The organism is Coriobacteriaceae bacterium, assembly GCA_025757745.1.
GTDB lineage: Bacteria > Actinomycetota > Coriobacteriia > Coriobacteriales > Coriobacteriaceae > Collinsella.
This window is the reverse complement of sequence record CP107217.1, coordinates 2,123,092-2,143,020: the sequence shown is the minus strand read 5'-3', so window position 1 is coordinate 2,143,020 and position 19,929 is coordinate 2,123,092. Positions and strand designations below refer to the sequence as shown.

Below are 19,929 nucleotides of genomic sequence, written 5' to 3'. Positions count from 1 at the left end.
GGGGATATATGCTTACCCAAGCAATCCTCATCGGACTTATCGCCGCATTTGGTAAGTTCGACTACCAGCTCGGTACGCTCTACGCGTTCCGCCCCATCGTCCTGTGCCCGCTCGTGGGCCTGGTCCTGGGGGACCTGCAGTCTGGTCTTGCGATCGGTGCGAGCCTGGAGCTGCTGTTCATGGGCTCGATCTCCATCGGCGCCTACGTGCCGCCTGATGAGACGATCGGCGGCGTGCTCGCCTGTGCCTTCGCTATCCAGCTGGGCCAGAGCACCGAGGCAGCCATCGCGCTCGCTATGCCCATCGCCACGCTGTGCCTTGCCATCAAGAACATCCTCAACGCCGCCCTGCCGATCTTGGTTGACCGCGCTGATGTCTTCTCCGGCCAGGGCAACCTTAAGGGTGTCTATGCGATGCACTTCCTGATCGGTTCCACCGGTGTCATCATGGCGTTCCTGCTGTGCTCGCTGTCGTTCTATCTGGGTGCTGACGCTATCCAGGGCATGCTCGACTTCATCCCACCCTTTGTCCTTGCTGGCTTCGGCGTGGCCGCCAACATCCTGCCGGCCATGGGCTTCGCCATGCTCGGCCGCCTGGTGCTCACCAAGCAGCTCGTGCCCTTCTACTTCCTGGGCTTCCTGCTGTGCTCCTACGCCAACGTGCCCGTCCTGGGCGTCGCCCTGATCGCCATCATCATCGGCATCGACAAGTTCGACCTGCTCGGCCTGGGCGGAGCCCAGCCCCAGCTCTCCGCGGAAGGGGATGAGGACGATGACTTCTAGTCCCGAGAACAAGATCACACGCTCCGACCTCGTCAAGAGCGCCGTCAACGTCGGCGCCCTGGGCATGGAGTTCTCCTGGACCTACTACAAGCAGATGAACATCGCCTTCTGCCTGATGGTCGCCAACATGCTCAAGAAGATCTACGCCGGCCGCCCCGACGACTACGCCGAGGCCCTGCACCGCCACTGCGCGTTCTTCAACATCACCGTCCAGTTCGCCCCGTTCGTCGGCGGCATCGCGATGGCCATGGAGGAGAAGGTCGCCCGCGGCGAGATCGAGCCCGAGAGCGTCAACGACGTCAAGGCCGCCCTCATGGGCCCGCTGTCCGGCATCGGCGACTCCATCTTCCTGTCGACGCTGCGCGTGGTCGCCGCCGCGGTGGGCATCAGCCTGTGCCAGGCCGGCAACCCCTTCGGCCCCATCGCCTTCCTGCTCATCTACAACGTCCCCGGCTTCGCGCTGCGCATCTGGGGCGCCGTCAAGGGCTACGAGCTGGGCGTGGGCTTCCTGGACGAGGCCCAGAGGACCGGCCTCATGCAGAAGATCATGACCTGCGTGGGAATCGTGGGCGTCATGGTCGTGGGCGCCATGTGCAAGGACATGTTCTGGGCCAGCATCCCGGTGGCCATCGGCTCGGGCGACGACGCCCAGACCCTCCAGGACATCCTGGACGGCATCATGCCCGGCATGCTCGGCATGATCGCCTTCTGGCTGTACTACTGGCTGCTGTCCAAGAAGATCAACCCCATGGTGCTGATCGTTGCCACCATGGTCGTGGGCATCATCGGCGCGTTCTTCGGCGTGCTGGCGTAGGCTCCTGCGTTCTATTCTGCCCCCAAGGGAAACGGCGACCCATTGCGGTCGCCGTTTTTTATTACCGAAAGCTAGCTGGAGGTGCTTCGTGATTCGATCTGACAATCCACCCGATAATGGCGTGAGCGGGGCGATGTATCTATTTGGCACGGCGCTCTTGTGGAGTTTTATTGGCATCCTCGTTCGCGCCAATTCGCAGTCGGCTCTTTTGATCGGTGCCGTTACGGCAATATTTATGGCGCTCTTTATCCTGCTCGTCGGCAGGCCCGTCCTCCGCGTCAGCCGTCTTATTGTCCTTGTGGCCGTCTGCAACTTCGTGACGGGCACCACGTTTAACTTTGCCAACCAGCTCACGACGGTCGGCAACGCGATTGTTCTGCAGTACACCTCGATGATTTTCGTTATCGTGTATCAATCGCTCGCAACTCGCACGTTGCCCTCGCCTGCGAAGATTGCCTCCGTGGTGGTTGCTTTTACAGGTATGGGACTTTTCTTTTTAGGCGATTTGAGTGCCGAGGGCATGCTCGGCAACCTGCTTGCGGTCATTTCGGGCGCTACCTTTGGGCTGTGTTTCTTTTTGAACTCTCGCCCCGATGCGTCGCCCATGGTGTCCTCGCTTATCTCCTGCGGTATCTCGATGCTGCCGATCGTCTATTTTGCCGGCGCCCTAGACTCCGTGAGACCATTTGAGTGGGGGCTTATGCTGGTGCATGGCCTTTTTTGCAGCGGCCTTGCGAGCGTGCTGTATGCCAAGGGGATTGCGCGCACCAACGCGTTTGCGGCCAACTTGGTTTGCATGAGCGAGGTCGTGCTCGCCCCCTGCTGGTCGGCGCTCCTCTTTGGCGAGGTCTTTCGCTGGAACGAGTTTTTGGGCGCGGCGATTATCGTTTTGGTGATTGTGGCCAATTTGGCATCCGATGCCTTTGGCGATGGCTTTCTGGTGGCGCTTGTCAGCCATCGAAATAAAGAGCGCGCCTGACGGGATACGTCTGCCGTTTACGGTAAAAAACACCCCGCTGAGCGAGTGGTATTAAATAGTAAGAACCTGCATATCTATAATTGGTATCAAATCGTTTGTGCCTGGCATAGGTGTTAGCAGCACACCAGGTACGCTTCGAGCCGTGTAATCGAACTCCCGGAATTGATATCAACAACGCGCGTGACGGGAGGGACGACGGTTCGAGATTCCTTATTGGGAGGAATTATGCTTGTCCAAGCAATCCTCGTCGGCTTAGTCGGAGCGTTTGGATGCCTCGACTACCAGCTCGGCACCCTCTACGCGTTCCGCCCCATCGTCCTGTGCCCGCTCGTTGGCCTGGTGCTGGGGGACCTGCAGACCGGCCTTGCCGTTGGCGCCAGCCTTGAGCTGCTGTTCATGGGCTCGATCTCCATCGGCGCCTACGTGCCGCCTAACGAAACCGTCGGCGGCGTGCTCGCCTGCGCGTTTGCCATTCAGCTCGGTCAGGGTACCGAGACGGCCATCGCGCTCGCCATGCCCATCGCCGTCCTTTCGCTGACGATCGGCAACATTACGGATGCTGGATTCTCGATCATTGTTGACATTGCTGACAAGTGCGCTGCCAAGGGCAACCTCAAGGGTATCTACGCGGCACATTGGAGCATGGGCCTCTTTGGCTGCCTTGAGTACTTCCTGCTGTGCGGCGGCGCATTCTACCTGGGCTCCGACGCCATCCAGGGCCTGCTCGACTTCATCCCGACCTTTGTGATCGACGGCTTCGGCGTTGCCGCCAACATCCTGCCGGCCATGGGCTTCGCCATGCTCGGCCGCCTGGTGCTCACCAAGCAGCTCGTGCCCTTCTACTTCCTGGGCTTCCTGCTGTGCTCCTACGCCAACGTGCCCGTCCTGGGCGTCGCCCTGATCGCCATCATCATCGGCATCGACAAGTTCGACCTGCTCGGCCTGGGCGGAGCCCAGCCCCAGCTCTCCGCGGAAGGGGATGAGGACGATGACTTCTAGTCCCGAGAACAAGATCACACGCTCCGACCTCGTCAAGAGCGCCGTCAACGTCGGCGCCCTGGGCATGGAGTTCTCCTGGACCTACTACAAGCAGATGAACATCGCCTTCTGCCTGATGGTCGCCAACATGCTCAAGAAGATCTACGCCGGCCGCCCCGACGACTACGCCGAGGCCCTGCACCGCCACTGCGCGTTCTTCAACATCACCGTCCAGTTCGCCCCGTTCGTCGGCGGCATCGCGATGGCCATGGAGGAGAAGGTCGCCCGCGGCGAGATCGAGCCCGAGAGCGTCAACGACGTCAAGGCCGCCCTCATGGGCCCGCTGTCCGGCATCGGCGACTCCATCTTCCTGTCGACGCTGCGCGTGGTCGCCGCCGCGGTGGGCATCAGCCTGTGCCAGGCCGGCAACCCCTTCGGCCCCATCGCCTTCCTGCTCATCTACAACGTCCCCGGCTTCGCGCTGCGCATCTGGGGCGCCGTCAAGGGCTACGAGCTGGGCGTGGGCTTCCTGGACGAGGCCCAGAGGACCGGCCTCATGCAGAAGATCATGACCTGCGTGGGAATCGTGGGCGTCATGGTCGTGGGCGCCATGTGCAAGGACATGTTCTGGGCCAGCATCCCGGTGGCCATCGGCTCGGGCGACGACGCCCAGACCCTCCAGGACATCCTGGACGGCATCATGCCCGGCATGCTCGGCATGATCGCCTTCTGGCTGTACTACTGGCTGCTGTCCAAGAAGATCAACCCCATGGTGCTGATCGTTGCCACCATGGTCGTGGGCATCATCGGCGCGTTCTTCGGCGTGCTGGCGTAAGGGCCCGGCTGCATAGATTTTCGTTGCAACCTGGAAAGGGGATGGAGCAGGCCTATGCCCTCCATCCCCTTTTTGTATAGAAGGAGTCCGTATGTTCGCGAAGGATCGCGAAGCAATGCGCCTGACGCCGGCAGAGGTCAGGCTGATTCTCATTGAGTCCCTGCAGTGGTGCGCCAACAACGCAGTCTACTTTTTGGGGCTTATCGGTGCGGCCACGTATGATCTGGCCGGCACGGCCTTTTTGGTTGCTGCCATTACGCTCGTGCGCAATCTTATGACGTCGGCGGGCAATATGGTGTCGGGCTCGGTCATCGATCGCTTTGGACCGCGCCGGACGTCGTTTGTGACGTGCGTGATTACGGCAGTGCTATCGCTTGGCGTGGGGTTAGCGCCGTTGTCTGTCCCCGGGCTTGTGTTTGCCGCGTGCGTCTTGGGACTTGCGGGCGGCTTTATCAACACCTGCACGCATGCGTTTCCGGGATACCTGGAGTCGACCACCGAGGGCCGCACCCGCGTGAACGGTCTCATGGTGTTCTACAGCAATATCGCCTATACCGCTGGCCCGCTGCTCGGTGGTGCCATCGTGAGCTGTTTTGCCACGCAATCGGTCTATCTGCTCATGGCGGGCATGATGGGTGTGGCGGCTGTGCTCTCCTTGGGCTGTCACGAGTGCGTTGTTCCCGCAAAAGGGGAGAAGCCGAAGGGCGGTATTCTGGGCGGCATGGCCGAGGGTGCGCGACTTACGTTTCGCGATCACGACCTGCGCCTCATCTTTATCTCGGGCTTTTTGGGTTTCTTTGCGTTTGGCGCGTTCGATTCGCTGGAGTCGTTGTTCTACCGTGATGTGCTCAACGTGGATATCGTCTGGTTGGGCTGGCTGTCCTCGGTCGTGGGCCTTACTTCCTCGGTGGGTGCGTTCATCCTGACCAAGCTTTCTGCTCGCCATGTCAACCTGCGATTGCTGCTCGGCGCGCTCATGGCCGTGGGCATTGGGTCCATGGTGTACGTGGGCACCGATATGCTGGGGGTCGCGATTATCGGTCAGGCGATTAACGGTATGGCCTGGGGATTCCTAGAACCTCTGCAGATGATCTTGATTCAGGAGCGCGCCGACATCAAATACCTGGGGCGCATTACCGGCTTTGTGCGTTTTGGCCTGATGAGCGCCGGCGTGCTGCCGCTGCTGGCGGCTCCGTTTTTAGCGGAGGCTTTGGGCGTCCAGGCGGTGCTGTTTGGGGCATCGACCATTATTGCGCTGGTGGGAACGCTGTTCTTTGTCGCACAAGGGAGGCGTCGGCGGTGTTAGCTATACATTCAATTCTAAATTAATACCACTCACCAGAGAATTTCGACCGTTCACTGAGGATTGGAGCAGATTGAAAAGTGGTATTAAAAACACGTTAGGTGTATGTCTATAATTGGTATCGAAAAGAAACGCGATGTATAGATTCGCGTGCAGAACAGAAAGGAAAAGCCATGAAGGAAACCGAGAAGATCGAAATCATGCACTTTAGCCAGGAGGGCTACGTCGAGGACGGCAAGAACGTCTACGAGGCCGGCAAGAAGATGACCGCGCTCGCCGACAAGGTCGCCGACGAGGGCTACGACGCCGTGTTCCTGATGGGCGTCGGCGGCACCTGGGACGAGCTCATGCAGCTCGAGTACCTCATGAACAAGTTCGGCGACCGCGACCTCGAGGTCTACCTGATCCACGCCGCCGAGTGGAACGTCATGGGCCATAAGCGCATGACCGAGAAGTCCGTCGTGCTCACCGCCTCCGAGTCCGGCACCACCCCCGAGGTCCTCGAGGCCGTCAAGAAGATGAAGGAAAAGGGCATTCGTGTCTACGCCATGACCAAGCCCGAGGGTCTCATCGGCCAGGCTGTCGGCGCCGAGAACTGCGTCAAGATGGCTTCCGATCATGGTAACGGCGGCTGCGAGATGGGCTACTACCTCGCCGACTGCTTCGGCCTGCGCCTGCTCAACCGCCGCGGCTGCTTCCCGCAGTTCGACAAGTTTATTGAGCAGACCAAGGATGTTTGGACCCACCTGGTCGACATCCGCAAGAGCTTCGAGCCGCGCGCCGAGGAGCTCGCCAAGAAGTACGCCCTGGCCCCCTACACCATGTTCATCGGCTCCGGCGCCCTGTGGGGCGAGACTATCCTGTTCTCGATGTGCATCCTCGAGGAGATGCAGTGGAAGCGCACCCGCTACATCACCTCGGCCGACTTCTTCCACGGCACCCTCGAGCTCGTGGAGCCCGGCGTCCCCGTGTTCCTGTTCATGGGCGAGGACGAGAACCGCAAGCTCGATGAGCGCGTCCGCGCGTTCCTGACCCGCGGCGTGACCGGCGACACCGACATCAACATCATCGACACCGCCGAGTTCGCGATCCCCGGCCTTGACGACGAGTTCCGCGTCATCGTGTCTCCGTGGATTCTCTCCTCGCTGATCACCGATCGCCTTGCCGCTTACTACGAGACGGTCACCAAGCACAACCTCAACTACCGTCGTTACTATCACCAGTTCGACTACTAATAGTTAACCACTCATTTAAGAAGCACCCTGCCCGGGCGCATGCGTCCGGGCATTTTTATGCCGAAATTCGCAAGAAAGGGGAATCGAATGAGGCAGTTTATCGTGGCGTCCCATGCTCATTTCGCGTCTGGAATCGTCGAGAGCATCGGCCTGCTCTCCGGCGAGCGCGAAAACGTCCATGCGCTGTCTATGTATGTCGACGGAAACGAGGACCTGGTCAAGGAGGCCGCAGCGATTCTGGACGACTTTGCCGCGGACGATGAGGTTGTCGTTTGCACCGACCTCTTTGGCGGCAGCGTCAACAACGAGTTCACCAAGATCGTCCAGACGCGCCCCAACACGCACCTGGTGACCAATATGAACCTGCCACTCCTTATTCAGCTGCTGTTCGTGTCCGATTCCACCCCGATCGATGAGGCCATTCGCCAGATCGTCGAGGCGGACGACACTAAGGTCAAGTATGTCAACGACCTGCTGGGGCAGGCCGAACTCGACGAGTTTTAATCGCTAGGAGCACACCATGATTCAGATGATTCGCGTGGACTATCGACTGCTTCACGGCCAGGTTGCCGTTAGCTGGACCTCGGCTCTGGGTGCCGACTGCATCCTGTTGGTGAGCGACACGGTCCTCAATGACAAGCTTCGCCTGCAGGCCCTTTCCCTTGCAAAGCCTGAGGGATGCAAGGTCGTTGTCAAAAATACCGAGGACGCCGTCAAGGCGCTTCAGAGCGGTGTGACCGACAAGTACAAGCTCTTTGTGGTTTGCGAGACGATCCAGCAGGCCGGTGCCGTCGCCAAGGCGATGGGCGTCAAGAAGATCAACCTCGGCAATGTTGCCTTTAGTGAGGATGCCCGCCAGGTCTCGACGAGCGTATTTCTCACGCCCGAAAACGAGGCATACGTCAAAGAGCTGCTCGGCGAGGGCTACGAGCTGTTCATTCAGATGATTCCGGCAGATGCGAAGACTGACGCCGCGAAGGTCATCGGTTAGGGGCCATTATGGTTATCAAGACAATCCTGATTTTCCTTATTGCCCTTTTGGGTTATTCCGAGTGGCTGACGGGCACGAGCTACCTCCAGCGCCCGATCGTGCTCGGACCTCTGGTTGGCCTTGTCATGGGCGACATGGTGACCGGCACGATCATGGGCGCCACGATGGAGCTTGCCATGGTCGGCGCCATCTCGGTCGGTGCGTATAACCCGCCCGATACGATTTCCGGAACCATCCTGGGCGTGTCGCTTGCCATGCAGGCCGGTGCGGACGCTTCGGCGGCCCTGACCCTGGGCATTCCCATCGCAACGATCGTCCTGGCGCTCGATACGGCCCTGGGCCAGCCGGTGATGCTACTGCTGGTGCACCGTATCGACAAAAACGTCGAGGACGGAGACACCAAGGCCATCACACGCAACATGCTCATCGCCGGTTATGCGCAGAGCTGGTGCGGCCTGCTGATTATTCCCCTGGCATTCTTCTTTGGCGCCGATGCCGTCGCCAGCCTGCTCAACATCATCCCCGATTTCGTTCAGACCGGCATGGATGTCGCCGCCGCCTTCTTGCCCGCACTCGGCTTTGCGATGCTGGCGCAGATGATTATGAACAAAACGGTGGCTCCGTTCTTCTTCGCTGGCTTCTTCCTCGTCGCTTACTTTGGCATTAGCACGACGGGCGTGGCGATCTTTGCCGCGATCATCGTCGTCGCGATGACGGTTTTGGGTGACAAGAAAAAGGCGGAGCAGCCCGCAGTGGCAACCGAGGATCCTGCGATTGGGAGTGGGTTCGATGAGTTTTAAGTTTGAGTCTTCTTACGACGGGCTGATTTCCCGCGCAGACCTTAAGAAACTGTTCTGGCGCTCGATTCCCTATGAGCATTCCTGGAACTACGAGCGTATGGGCCATATCGGCTTTATGTGGGCCCTTATGCCGATCCTGCGCAAGCTGTATCCGCAGGATGCGGACTTTAAGGCCGCCCTTAAGCGCCATATGGAGCTCTATAACGTCACGCCGTACATCTCGACGCTCCCCATGTCCATTGCTGCCGCAATGGAAGAGGTCAATGCTACTGACGATAGCTTTGACACGAGCGCGATCTCTAATGTCAAGCTTGCTTTGATGGGACCGCTGTCCGGCGTGGGCGATGCCTTCTACTGGGGCACACTGCGAATTTTGGCAACGGGTGTCGGCACGTCGCTGGCGCTGCAGGGCTCTATTCTTGGCCCGATTTTGTTCCTGCTCGTGTTCAACGTCCCTCACTACATCATCCGTTACCTGCTGACGTTTGTGGGATATCGCTTTGGCTCGGACATGATCAGCAAGGTCCAGGAATCGGGCATTATGGACACGATCGTCAAGATGGCCTCTATCATGGGCGCCATGGTGATCGGAGCTATGACCATGGAGATGGTCACCGTGGACATTCCGCTCATGGTCGGCGCGGGCGATGGCGCTCAGACGCTCGCCGAGCTGCTCAATGGAATCTTCCCGGGCTTTGTCACGATGGGGCTGTTTGGAATCGTCTATCTCATGCTCAAGAAGAAGATGAATCCGCTGCTCATCATGCTCGTGATCCTGCTCGTGAGTATCGCCGGCGCGTTCTTTGGAGTGCTTGGTGTTCAGTAGGGCATCCGTCATAATTAAAACAATGTAAGAGGGGGCGTCGCGCACACTGTGCTGCGGCGCCCTTTTGCCGAAAGGTGGACAAGATGGAGTATCCGCAGCTTGCCGTCATGAATATCAGCCATCGTTATTTTGACCTTGAGGAGTTCTTTTCCTCGGCAGCGGCCTCGGGCTACACGTGTTGCGAGCTTTGGACCGGGGCGATGCATCTGTATGTCGATTGCCATGGATACGATTCGCTCGAGCAGGTGCGGGAGCTGTCGCAGCGGTATGGAGTTCGGATTGTGGGACTTTGTCCCGAACAGAACAACCCCAAGCCGTGGAATATCGCGGCGCGCGGGAATGAGGCGCGTGCCCGCACGCTCGCGTACTTTAAGAACGTTGTGGATATCGCGGCGGAACTTGGAGCCGAGCAGGTCATGGTCTCGAGCGGCTGGGCATTTTTGAACGAGCCGATCGAGGACGCGTGGGGTCGCAGCGCCTCGATGCTGCGTGCGATTGCCGAGCATGCGGGAGAACGCGGCGTGCGACTGGTGCTCGAAGCCCTACAGCCGGTTGAGTCGATGATCGTGAACTCGGCGGCCGATACGAAGCGCATGATCGAGGCAGTTGATCATCCGGCACTTAAGGCGTGTCTGGATATGGGCGCCATGGCGGTGGCGGGGGATACCATCGACGATTACTTCGATCTGCTTGGCGATGATGTCGCCCACGTGCATTTTGTCGATGTTGCGGCAGATGGCACGACGCATCTTGCCTGGGGTGACGGCGACCGCGATATGCGCGCTGACCTGGATAGGCTGGTGGCGCGCGGCTATCGCGGAGTTGTTTCGGCCGAGACCTATGACGGGCGCTATTTTGCCGACCCCGCAGCTGCCGATGCGCAGGTAATGGCAGAGTATCGTCGTGCGATTGGCGCCTAGGTGGGGTTGGGCTGCGGCAATCTGCCCCATGTTTCCAAATGAATACGGCGTGAGCGGCTGCGACGGATTTCCCCCGCAAGCACTCTAGTATGCTAAAGTACCCAGAAGACCGGCGGAGCTATGCCGGTCTTCTGTTCTATACGAAATACAGCATGAGGAGGCTCACCAGATGACGGCCACACCGTGGGGATTCCGGGACATATTGCCCGAGGAGGCTCAGGCGCGCGAGGAGATTGCGCTGACGGTGAAGGGCTGCTTCAGGGAGCATCATTACCTTCCGGTCGAGACGCCGCTGCTCGAGGACAAGGGCTCTCTCGAGGAGGGCGGCCGCATTGCGGACACCCCGTTTAAGCTCTTTGATGACGACGGTCGCCTGCTGGTGGTCCGTCCCGACAACACGCTGCCGATCGTTCGCCTGGTTTCGACTCGCATGCGCGCGGCCGATCTGCCGCTGCGCCTGCGCTACGAGGCGCCGGTGGTCCGCGAGTGCCAACGCAATGCCGGCGCCTCGCGTCAGTTTACGCAGCTGGGCTTTGAGCTCATCGGCGCGGGCGATGCCGCGGGCGATGTCGAGATCGTCTCGCTGGTCGCCGAGGCCGTGCGCAAGCTGGCGCTGCCTGATGCTCGCATTATCGCAGGTAGCGTACGTCCTTTTAAGGAGCTGCTCGCGGTATGCGAGGATCGCCAGCTGGCTGCCGAGGCCCTGCGCTGCGTGCATGCCAACGACTTTGTGGGCCTCGATGCCCGCGTGGCGGCAAGTGTCGGGCCCGATGCCGTCAAGGCCGCCATTAGCGAGCTGCCGCGCCTACACGGTGGCCCCGAAGTGCTCGACCGCGTGGACGCGCTGTTGGAGGCCGCCGGCATCGCCGCGCCGCTCACGCGCGAACTGCGTGCCCTGGTCGATGGTCTGGCTCCCGAGGACGCCCAGGTGCTGTCGTTCGACTTCTCCATCATGAACTCGTTTGATTACTACACGGGCCTGGTCTTTAAGGCCTATGCCGGCGGTCTGCCCGACCCGGTGGGCTCAGGCGGTCGCTACGACTCCATCTTTACCGACGCATTTGGCGATGGCATCGAGGTGCCGGCGGCGGGCTTCGCCTTTTCGCTCGAGCGTCTGGAGGCTGCGCGCACCTCGGCCGAGGACGCCGCTCCGGATGGCGATCACGCCGCGGGCCGTGGCGCCGAGGGTCCGCTGCGTATCGCCGTGCCCAAGGGCTCGCTCAAGGCCGATACGCTCGACGTGCTCGAGGCGGCGGGCTTGGACGTCTCTGAGTTACGCGACCCCGGCCGTCACCTGATCGTGCGCGGTCGCGACACGCGTGCCGGTGAGGGTGCGGTCGGCGATATCGAGTTTGTCATCGTGCGTCCCAGCGACGCGCCCGCTTTTGTGGGCTGTGGCGGTGCCGACTGCGGCATCTGCGGTTGGGACTCACTTATCGAGGCAGACCTCAACCTGCTGCAGCTGGTCGACCTGGGCTACGGCCTGTGCACGTTTATCGAGGCGGAGCCCGCGTGGCGCGCCGGCCAGGCCGAGCGCAACTATGCCCGCCGTGGGTCGCTTCGCGTGGCCACCAAGTATCCGCGCATCGCGAGTGCCTGGTATGCCGAGCGCGGCGTGAACGCCGACATCGTCTCGCTGCACGGCAACATCGAGCTGGGCCCCATCGTCGGCATGACCGATCGCATCGTGGATATTACCGCCACGGGCGCCACGCTGCGCGATAACGACCTGGTCATTACCGGTCGCATTATGGACTGCACGGCCCGCTTCTTTGTCAACCCGGGTGCCGCGCGCCTGGATCCGCGCGTGCGCAATCTGGCCGATCGCTTGGCGGCAGCCGTGAAGGACAAGCATTTTGAGCCCGTTGCGGGCTCGGCACAATAGCGCGAACACGCACGGGCGCCCCAACGTCTGGGCTGCGGGCTGATTGGCGCCGCCGCCCGGCCTCTCGTTTTTCGAACACAACCTCGACCGATAGGGGATACCGATATGAAGACTATCAAGCTTGCTCCCGGTGAGCGTCTCGTTACCAACCAGCTTAACCGCAAGGGCGTGCTGCCGCAAAACATCGTCGACGCCGCCCGCGATATCGTGGCCAACGTGCGCGCTAACGGCGATGCCGCGGTGCGTGATTACTGTCAGCGTTTTGATGGTGTTGAGCTGCAGAGCTTCCGTCTGCCGCAAGAGCAGATCGATGCCGCGCTCGAAGGCCTCGATCCCGCTTTTGTCGCCGCGCTCGAGAAGGCTGCGCGTCAGATTCGCGAGTTCCACCAGCGCGAGGTCGAGCAGAGCTGGTTTACTACGCGCCCGGACGGCACGATGCTCGGCGTTAAGGTGACCCCGCTTGCTGCGGCCGGCATCTACGTGCCGGGCGGTCGTGCACAGTACCCTTCCACCGTGCTTATGAACGCCATTCCCGCCAAGGTGGCCGGCGTCAAGCGTGTGGTCATGGTGACCCCGCCGCAAAAGGATGGCCTGATCAGCCCCTATACACTCGCTGCGGCAAAGCTCGGCGGCGTGGACGAGATCTATATGGTGGGCGGCGCCCAGGCCGTGGCCGCGCTGGCGTACGGTACCGAGACCATTCCGCGTGTCGACAAGATTACCGGCCCGGGTAACGCCTTTGTTGCCGCCGCCAAGCAGATTGTCTCGGGCGACGTGGGAATCGACATGGTTGCCGGTCCCTCCGAGGTCTGCGTGCTGGCCGACGCCACGGCCAAGCCTATGGTGGTCGCGGCCGACCTGATGGCCCAGGCCGAGCACGATCCGCTGGCGGCCTGCTATCTGGTGACCTGCGACGAGCAGTTTGCGCGTGAGGTTGAGGCAGGTATCGACATCCTGGTGGCACAGTCCCCGCGTGCCGAGATCACGCGTGCCTCGCTCGACAACGAAGGCACCATCGTGGTTGCCGCCGACATGGCGGCTGCCGTCGAGGCCGTGAACACGGTGGCGCCCGAGCACCTTGAGCTGCACTGCAAGGATGCGATGGGTCTGCTCGGCGGTATTCGCAACGCCGGCGCCATCTTTGTGGGCGCTTGGAGTTCAGAGCCGCTTGGCGATTATGTTGCTGGCCCCAACCACACGCTGCCGACCGGCGGCACGGCCATGTTCTCCAACCCGCTTTCGGTCGAAGAGTTCGTCAAGCGCTCGAGCGTCATTTGCTATACGCCCGAGGGCCTGCTCTCCGACGCTCCCGCCACACAGCGCCTGGCCGAGGCCGAGGGCCTGTGGGCACACGCGCTTTCGGCTGCGCTGCGCCGCCGCATGTTGAAGCAGGGCGAGGATGCCGTGAGCGCCGAGTCGCTGGCGGCGGCCGACCTGACTAAGGTTGCCTGGCCGGGCGACGCCGTGGCGACGGTTGCCGAGGGTGTGGACCTGGCGGCTACAAGCGCGGATGGCGCTGGCCCGACTGGCGATGAGGCCTAAAATGGCCGAACTCACTCCCCGCATGAAGGAGCTCGTCCAGCCCTACTTGGCCGGCATTGAGCCCTACGATCCCAACTTTACGCCCACGCGCATCAACCTTTCGGCCAACGAGAACACCTATCCCGTGCCGGCCGGCGTGCGCGAGGCGATCGATACGGCCCTGGCTGCCACGCCGCTCAACCGCTATCCCGATCCCATGTCGAATGACCTGCGCGACGAGCTGGCTGCCTGGCATGGCGTGACGCGCGAGAACATTTGCGTGGGCAACGGCGGCGACGAGCTGCTCTATAACTACCTGTTGGCGTTTGGCGGCACGGGGCGGACCCTGCTCAACTGCCCGCCGTGCTTTAGCGAGTATGCCTTCTTTGCGTCTCTGTGCCAGACCGAGGTGCGCGACGTGTGGCGCGATTCGGCGACCTTTGAGCTCGACCAGGCTGCTGTGCTCGCGGCCGCGCCCGAGTGCAACCTGACAATCGTGACCTCGCCCAATAACCCCACGGGCGACGCGGCTCCGCTCGACTTTGTCGCGGCCCTGTGCGATGCGTGCCCCGGCATGGTCATGGTCGACGAGGCCTACGTTGAGTTTGCCGACGATTCGTTTGGCGCGGCTACCACGGCGCAAGGCCTTATCGCCGAGCATCCCAACCTGGTGATTCTGCACACGCTGTCCAAGGCGTTTGGCGCCGCCGGAGCGCGTCTGGGCTATGTGATTGCGGCACCCGAGGTTATCGACGTGTTCGCGGCGATTCGCCAGATCTATTCGGTCAACGTGCTGAGTCAGGCGGCAGCACTCGCCTGCGTGCGTGCCCGCGATGCGTACGCGCCCGTGGTGGCGCAGGTCGCATCCGAGCGCGAGCGCGAGCTGGCCGCTCTGCGCGCGATGGCTGCCGAGGGCCTGCCCGTGGAGGCGTGGCCGAGCGCGGCGAACTTTGTGCTCGTGCGCACGCCGCATGCCACGCGCGTGCGCGAGCGTCTGCGCGATGAGTATTCGATTCTGGTGCGCGACTTTAGCTACGCGCCGGGGCTCGCGGACTGCCTGCGTATTACCGTGGGCACCCCGCAGGAAAATGACGAGGTGCTGGCCGCGTTTGCCGCGCTGGTGAAGGAGGAGATGTAGATGGGCCGTTATGCCGAGGTAACCCGTAAGACGGGGGAGACCGATATTGTCGTCAAGCTCGATTTGGATGGAACCGGTACGTGCGATATCTCGACCGGCGTGCCGTTTTTCGACCACATGCTCAACGCCTTTGGCCGCCATGGCCTGTTCGATTTGACGGTGCATGCGGTGGGCGACGTCGAGGTCGATGCGCATCACACCGTCGAGGATACGGGCATTGTGCTGGGCGAGGCGTTCTGCCAGGCGCTGGGCGACAAGGCGGGCATTACGCGCTTTGCCGACGCGGCGATCGCCATGGACGAGACGCTCGTGATGGCCGCCGTGGATATCTCGGGCCGCGGGCAGGCTTACTGCGAGCTGCCCGTGCCGACCGAGCGTGTGGGCACCTTTGATACCGAGCTGGCTGTCGAGTTCTTCTACGCCTTCGCGCGCGACGCCAAACTCACGCTGCACGTGCGCGAGCTGGCGGGCGGTAACTCGCATCACATTATCGAGGCTGCCTTTAAGGCCGTGGGCCGCACGATGCGCCGCGCCTGCGAGCTCGATCCCCGCGTGCAGGGCATCCCCAGCACCAAGGGCTCACTGTAACCTGCCAAAAAGGGACAGGTTTTGAATGAGATAAGGGAGGGTCGCGTGGGCGAACCGAAGATCGTGGTGGTCGACTACCACAAGGGCAACTTGTCGAGCGTTGTGCGCGGGCTTGCGCGCGCTGGTGCCGTCGCCTGCACGTCGGACGATCCGGAGCAGATCCGCAACGCCGACGGCCTGGTTATCCCGGGCGTGGGCGCGTTCTATGACGCGATCGCCTTTATGCGCCAGAGCGGCGAGGCGGACGCGGTGCTCGACGCTGTTACCGCCGGAACTCCGCTGCTCGGCATCTGCCTGGGCCTTCAGCTGTTTTTTGAGCGCGGCGACGAGGGTGTGCCGGCGGACGACGATGCCTCCGAGCAGGCCGGCGGCCCCTGGGTCGATGGCCTGGGCATTATGCGCGGTTCGTGCACGCGCTTGGAGTCGAGCCGCCTGAAGGTGCCGCACGTGGGCTGGGACCAGGTGCACATGACGCCCGCCGGTGCGGCCGACCCGCTGCTCGCCGGTTTTGCCGAGGGTGCCAACATGTATTTCACCCACAGCTATGCGGTGGCCGACGATGCCGATGCCGCCGATGTGCTGGCGCGCACGCACTATACACGGAGCTTCCCGTGCATCGTGCGCCATGGCAACGTGTGGGGCTGCCAGTTCCATCCCGAGAAATCCTCCGCGCTGGGTCAGCGCATCCTTAAGAACTTCGTCAACATCGTCGAGGAGGGCGGCCGATGATCCTGTTTTCCGCAATCGATTTGATCGGCGGCAAGGTCGTGCGCCTGGAGCGTGGTGACCGCAGCCGTTGCAAGGTATATTCCGACGATCCCGTGGCCGTCGCCCGCTCGTTTGCCGAGCAGAGCGCGAGCTGGGTGCACGTCGTAGACCTGTCCTCTGCCTTTGGCGAGGACGAGGGCGCATGCGCTGCCAACTCGGCGGCGATCAAGGCCATCTGCGGCGTCGACGGTCTGTCCGTGGACGTAGGCGGCGGCGTCCGCTCGCTCGCGCGCATCGACGAGCTGGCCGGCTATGGTGCTCGCCGCATTGCGCTGGGCACCGTGCTGGTGACCGAGCCGGGTTTTGCCGAGGTGGCAGCCCAAGGTTTTGGCGAGCTGTTGGTGGCTGACATTGCCGCGCGCGACGGCCAGGTCAAGGTGAACGGCTGGCGCGACGGCGCGGGCGTGGCGCTCGACGATGCCGTGGCGCAGCTTTCCGAACTGGGCTTTAAGCATCTGGTGTATACCGACATCGCGCGCGATGGCATGCAGACGGGCATCGATGTGGCGGCGTATCGCCATGTGGCCGAGGTCGCGGGTTTTCCCGTCGTGGCTTCGGGCGGCATCTCGGCGCTCGACGACATCCGCGCACTGGCCGCGGTGGGTGAGGGCGCGATTGAAGGTGCCATTACCGGTCGTGCGCTCTACGAGGGCAACTTTACGTTGGCCCAGGCGCTGGCCGCCGCTCGAGGGGAGGAATAGCCCATGCTTACCAAACGCGTGATTCCCTGCTTGGACGTTAAGGACGGCCGCGTGGTCAAGGGCGTCAACTTTGTGAGCTTGCGCGACGCGGGCGATCCGGTGGAGCTGGCGCGCGCCTACGACCGCGAGGGTGCGGACGAGGTCGTCTTTCTGGATATTACCGCGACGAGCGACAACCGAGCGACGACCATCGAGATGGCGGCGCATGCGGCCGAGGAGCTCGCCATTCCCTATACCGTGGGCGGCGGCTTTCGCGACCTGGCTGGCATGCGCACCATGGTTGCCGCCGGTGCCGACAAGGTGTCGCTCAACTCGGCGGCCGTGCGCGATCCGTCGTTGATCAGCCAGGCCGCCGCGGCGTTTGGTAGCCAAGCCGTGGTCGTGGCGATCGATGCCAAGCGCGTGGGACTGCCCGGGGAGCCGGGTGCCGACAAGTGGGAGGTCTTTACCGCGGGCGGTCGCAACGCCACGGGTATCGATGCGGTGGCGTGGGCCGAGGAGGCGGCTCGCCGCGGCACCGGCGAGATCCTGCTCACCAGCATGGACCGCGACGGCACCAAGGCTGGCTTTGACCTGGCACTCACCCGTGCCGTGGCGCGCGCGGTGCCGATTCCCGTCATCGCGAGCGGTGGCGTGGGCACGCTCGAGCATTTTGCCGAGGGCGTGATCGAGGGCGAAGCCGACGCCGTGCTGGCGGCCAGTGTCTTTCACTTTGGAACCTTCAGCATTCGCGAAGTCAAAGAGTATATGGCCAGCCAAGGCATTCCTGTGAGGCTGGACTTCTAATGCTGCGGCTTGCCCAGGCACCCGACCTTTCGGCTCCAACCCTCCTCGCGTACTTAAGTACGCGTCGTCGGGCTTGTCGCTCGTAATCTCGGGCACCTGGACAACCCTCGCCGACCTGCGAAGTTTGAATTTGGGAAGAGAAATGGAAGAGATAACCGATCCTTCAAAGCTTACATACGACGCCAAGGGGCTGATTCCTTGTGTTGTTCAGCAGTATGACACCGGCGAGGTGCTTATGGTTGCCTGGATGAACGAGGAGTCGGTGGGGTTGACGCTCAAGACCGGCACCACGTGGTTTTGGAGCCGTAGCCGCCAGGAGCTCTGGAACAAGGGCGCGACGAGCGGCAATATGCAAGCGGTCAAGGAGCTCTGGGCCGACTGCGATAGCGATACGCTGCTGGTCAAGGTTGACTCGCCGGGTCCGGCCTGCCACACCGGCAACCGTACCTGCTTCTTTAAGAAACTCGCGTAGGACGGGCGCTCGACTAGGCGCTTGGCCAACCAGAAAGGATTGAACTATGGGTGTGCGCACCGCAAACGTTCAGGATGGAAATATCGGTGAGACGCTGACGGGGCTCGCCGAGGTGATTCACGGCCGTCGCGACGCATCGCCGCAGGAGAGCTACACCGCTCGTCTGTTGACCGACGTCGAGGACGAGCTGCTCAAGAAGCTTGCCGAGGAGGCGAGCGAGGTGATCATGGCCTGCAAGGATAACGATCACGATCACATCCGCTACGAGGCCGGCGACCTGGTCTACCACCTGCTCGTGACGCTCGAGCGCTACGGCATCACCCTCGACGAGCTGGCCGGCGAACTCAACGCCCGCCGCCACTAGTCATTGGGTAGTCATTGGGGACGTTCTTAAACGACTAGTCGTTTGGGACAGTCTTTGCCGACGCTGCCAAATAACATGCCCAATTACTACGATGAAACTGGATCTGCTGACCACATGTCGGTTTTGAGCAAATCGTCAACGCTTCTACCTGCGGTTTTATTTTCCGCATTAAGCCGATGGTCGGAGGTTTGCGGTTCATCGTAGTAAACGGGCGTTCTTTTTGGCGGGCGGTGTTGCACGGGCGTCGGTGGTGAGCAAAACGACCTGTTTTCCTCCGTCCCCAAGGGGTCATTTGTGAAGAGTGTCCCCAACGACTAGTCTTAGGCGAGGGGCGTGGGCTCCCATTCTCCGGTGAGGTGGGGGATGTCGAAGGTTCGATAGCTACAGTCGTAGGCGTGGGCCTGGGCCTCGCGGATGTTCCAGCAGATGTCGCAGGCGCGGTGTGCGTCCGAGCCAAAGGTAATGGGCACCTCGGCATGGGCAAAGCAGCGCAAGAGGCCGGTCGCGGGGTAGTAGTCGTCGAGCCCCTTGCGCGACGCGGCAGTCGAGACCTCAACGCGCCGATTCGTGTCGTGTGCGCATTCTGCCATCTGCCCCCAGAACGGCGCGGGGTCAAAATCGGGCGCAAAGCCCTCCTTCGAAAAGCGCATGACCAGGTCGGGGTGGGCCATCACGTCAAAGTTGAGCGGGCTTTCGCAGGCGCAACACCAGTCGTCGACGTAGCGCTCCCACACGCCGCGCACGCCCAGGTTTTCCCAAACGTGCAGGTTGGTGTCATCGTCGATCCAACCGCAGCACGAATCGGGCGCATCGGGACGAACGACGTCCTCTGTCCCCGCCGTACCCGGGGTACCGGCCATGATATCGCCGGGGTTGCCAATCCAATGCACACTGCCCAGGCGTACGACGGCGCCCTGGGACCAGCGCTCAACCAAAGGCTCGCAGCCTTCATACCAATCGCACTCAAAGCCATAGATAAGCTCGAGCTCCGGCGCGATCTGCGCGGCGAGCTTGCGGGCGTCCTCAAAGGCCAGGCGATGCGCCGGCAGGTCGCCCTCGACAACCTGTACCTCGCAATTGGAATCCATGCTGGCAGGCAGGGTAAGGTGATCGGTCGAGACCATGGCACGGCAACCGGCCGCAGCAGCGGCGCGAACGTTGTCCTCAAACGAGGCGTGTCCGTCCGAGAACGAGGTGTGGGTATGGCAATCGACCAGCGGGCAGGCGGGCATGGCGACTCCTT

Annotated in this window: 22 protein-coding genes; 21 read left to right on the top strand and 1 reads right to left on the bottom strand. The window is 62.0% G+C overall.

The window, feature by feature from the left end:
* Window positions 1-8 precede the first annotated feature (8 nt).
* The 21 genes from OGM60_09400 (at window position 9) to hisE (ending at window position 18,686) form a co-directional block, all read left to right on the top strand.
* Window positions 9-782: a PTS sugar transporter subunit IIC gene (locus OGM60_09400; GenBank protein UYI99091.1), complete on the top strand. Its 774-nt coding sequence runs from the start codon at window positions 9-11 to the stop codon at window positions 780-782.
* The gene (locus OGM60_09395) at window positions 763-1,596 is read left to right on the top strand and encodes a PTS system mannose/fructose/sorbose family transporter subunit IID (GenBank protein UYI99090.1); all 834 of its coding nucleotides are present in this window, start codon (window positions 763-765) and stop codon (window positions 1,594-1,596) included. The genes OGM60_09400 and OGM60_09395 overlap by 20 nt, the downstream gene beginning before the upstream one ends.
* An 88-nt stretch (window positions 1,597-1,684) precedes the next feature.
* Complete coding sequence (locus tag OGM60_09390) at window positions 1,685-2,575, top strand: DMT family transporter (protein ID UYI99089.1); 891 nt, start codon at window positions 1,685-1,687, stop codon at window positions 2,573-2,575.
* Window positions 2,576-2,800: 225 nt separating this feature from the next.
* Window positions 2,801-3,574, top strand: coding sequence for a PTS sugar transporter subunit IIC (locus OGM60_09385; protein UYI99088.1), 774 nt, complete (start codon window positions 2,801-2,803; stop codon window positions 3,572-3,574).
* Window positions 3,555-4,388: a PTS system mannose/fructose/sorbose family transporter subunit IID gene (locus OGM60_09380; GenBank protein ID UYI99087.1), complete on the top strand. Its 834-nt coding sequence runs from the start codon at window positions 3,555-3,557 to the stop codon at window positions 4,386-4,388. The genes OGM60_09385 and OGM60_09380 overlap by 20 nt, the downstream gene beginning before the upstream one ends.
* Window positions 4,389-4,479: 91 nt before the next feature.
* Window positions 4,480-5,694 (top strand): MFS transporter, encoded by a 1,215-nt coding sequence (locus OGM60_09375; GenBank protein ID UYI99086.1) that lies wholly within the window; start codon window positions 4,480-4,482, stop codon window positions 5,692-5,694.
* Between the two features lie 170 nt (window positions 5,695-5,864).
* A complete protein-coding gene (locus OGM60_09370) occupies window positions 5,865-6,926 on the top strand; it encodes an SIS domain-containing protein (protein ID UYI99085.1) in 1,062 nt (353 codons plus the stop codon).
* 87 nt (window positions 6,927-7,013) lie between these two features.
* Window positions 7,014-7,430: a PTS fructose transporter subunit IIA gene (locus OGM60_09365; protein ID UYI99084.1), complete on the top strand. Its 417-nt coding sequence runs from the start codon at window positions 7,014-7,016 to the stop codon at window positions 7,428-7,430.
* Between the two features lie 16 nt (window positions 7,431-7,446).
* Complete coding sequence (locus tag OGM60_09360) at window positions 7,447-7,917, top strand: PTS sugar transporter subunit IIB (protein UYI99083.1); 471 nt, start codon at window positions 7,447-7,449, stop codon at window positions 7,915-7,917.
* Between the two features lie 8 nt (window positions 7,918-7,925).
* On the top strand, window positions 7,926-8,717 hold the full coding sequence (locus OGM60_09355; protein UYI99082.1) for a PTS sugar transporter subunit IIC: 792 nt from the start codon (window positions 7,926-7,928) through the stop codon (window positions 8,715-8,717).
* On the top strand, window positions 8,707-9,543 hold the full coding sequence (locus OGM60_09350; protein UYI99081.1) for a PTS system mannose/fructose/sorbose family transporter subunit IID: 837 nt from the start codon (window positions 8,707-8,709) through the stop codon (window positions 9,541-9,543). The genes OGM60_09355 and OGM60_09350 overlap by 11 nt, the downstream gene beginning before the upstream one ends.
* A gap of 83 nt (window positions 9,544-9,626) precedes the next feature.
* A complete protein-coding gene (locus OGM60_09345; GenBank protein UYI99080.1) occupies window positions 9,627-10,463 on the top strand; it encodes a sugar phosphate isomerase/epimerase in 837 nt (278 codons plus the stop codon).
* A gap of 169 nt (window positions 10,464-10,632) precedes the next feature.
* Window positions 10,633-12,348, top strand: a complete 1,716-nt coding sequence (hisG, locus tag OGM60_09340) for an ATP phosphoribosyltransferase (protein UYI99079.1) — start codon at window positions 10,633-10,635, stop codon at window positions 12,346-12,348.
* A 105-nt stretch (window positions 12,349-12,453) separates the two neighbouring features.
* The gene (hisD, locus tag OGM60_09335; protein ID UYI99078.1) at window positions 12,454-13,890 is read left to right on the top strand and encodes a histidinol dehydrogenase; all 1,437 of its coding nucleotides are present in this window, start codon (window positions 12,454-12,456) and stop codon (window positions 13,888-13,890) included.
* Between the two features lies 1 nt (window position 13,891).
* On the top strand, window positions 13,892-15,007 hold the full coding sequence (hisC, locus tag OGM60_09330; GenBank protein ID UYI99077.1) for a histidinol-phosphate transaminase: 1,116 nt from the start codon (window positions 13,892-13,894) through the stop codon (window positions 15,005-15,007).
* A complete protein-coding gene (gene hisB, locus OGM60_09325; protein ID UYI99076.1) occupies window positions 15,008-15,595 on the top strand; it encodes an imidazoleglycerol-phosphate dehydratase HisB in 588 nt (195 codons plus the stop codon).
* Between the two features lie 45 nt (window positions 15,596-15,640).
* A complete protein-coding gene (hisH, locus tag OGM60_09320) occupies window positions 15,641-16,324 on the top strand; it encodes an imidazole glycerol phosphate synthase subunit HisH (protein UYI99075.1) in 684 nt (227 codons plus the stop codon).
* Complete coding sequence (locus OGM60_09315) at window positions 16,321-17,064, top strand: HisA/HisF-related TIM barrel protein (GenBank protein UYI99074.1); 744 nt, start codon at window positions 16,321-16,323, stop codon at window positions 17,062-17,064. Before hisH ends, OGM60_09315 begins: the two co-directional genes overlap by 4 nt.
* A gap of 3 nt (window positions 17,065-17,067) precedes the next feature.
* Window positions 17,068-17,850, top strand: coding sequence for an imidazole glycerol phosphate synthase subunit HisF (gene hisF, locus OGM60_09310; GenBank protein UYI99073.1), 783 nt, complete (start codon window positions 17,068-17,070; stop codon window positions 17,848-17,850).
* A 142-nt stretch (window positions 17,851-17,992) separates the two neighbouring features.
* Window positions 17,993-18,322 (top strand): phosphoribosyl-AMP cyclohydrolase, encoded by a 330-nt coding sequence (gene hisI, locus OGM60_09305; GenBank protein ID UYI99072.1) that lies wholly within the window; start codon window positions 17,993-17,995, stop codon window positions 18,320-18,322.
* Window positions 18,323-18,368: 46 nt separating this feature from the next.
* Window positions 18,369-18,686, top strand: a complete 318-nt coding sequence (gene hisE, locus OGM60_09300; GenBank protein ID UYI99071.1) for a phosphoribosyl-ATP diphosphatase — start codon at window positions 18,369-18,371, stop codon at window positions 18,684-18,686.
* A 320-nt stretch (window positions 18,687-19,006) separates the two neighbouring features.
* Here the strand turns inward: hisE and OGM60_09295 are convergent, their stop codons facing one another.
* Window positions 19,007-19,918, bottom strand: a complete 912-nt coding sequence (locus OGM60_09295; GenBank protein ID UYI99070.1) for a PHP domain-containing protein — start codon at window positions 19,916-19,918, stop codon at window positions 19,007-19,009.
* Window positions 19,919-19,929: the final 11 nt, after the last annotated feature.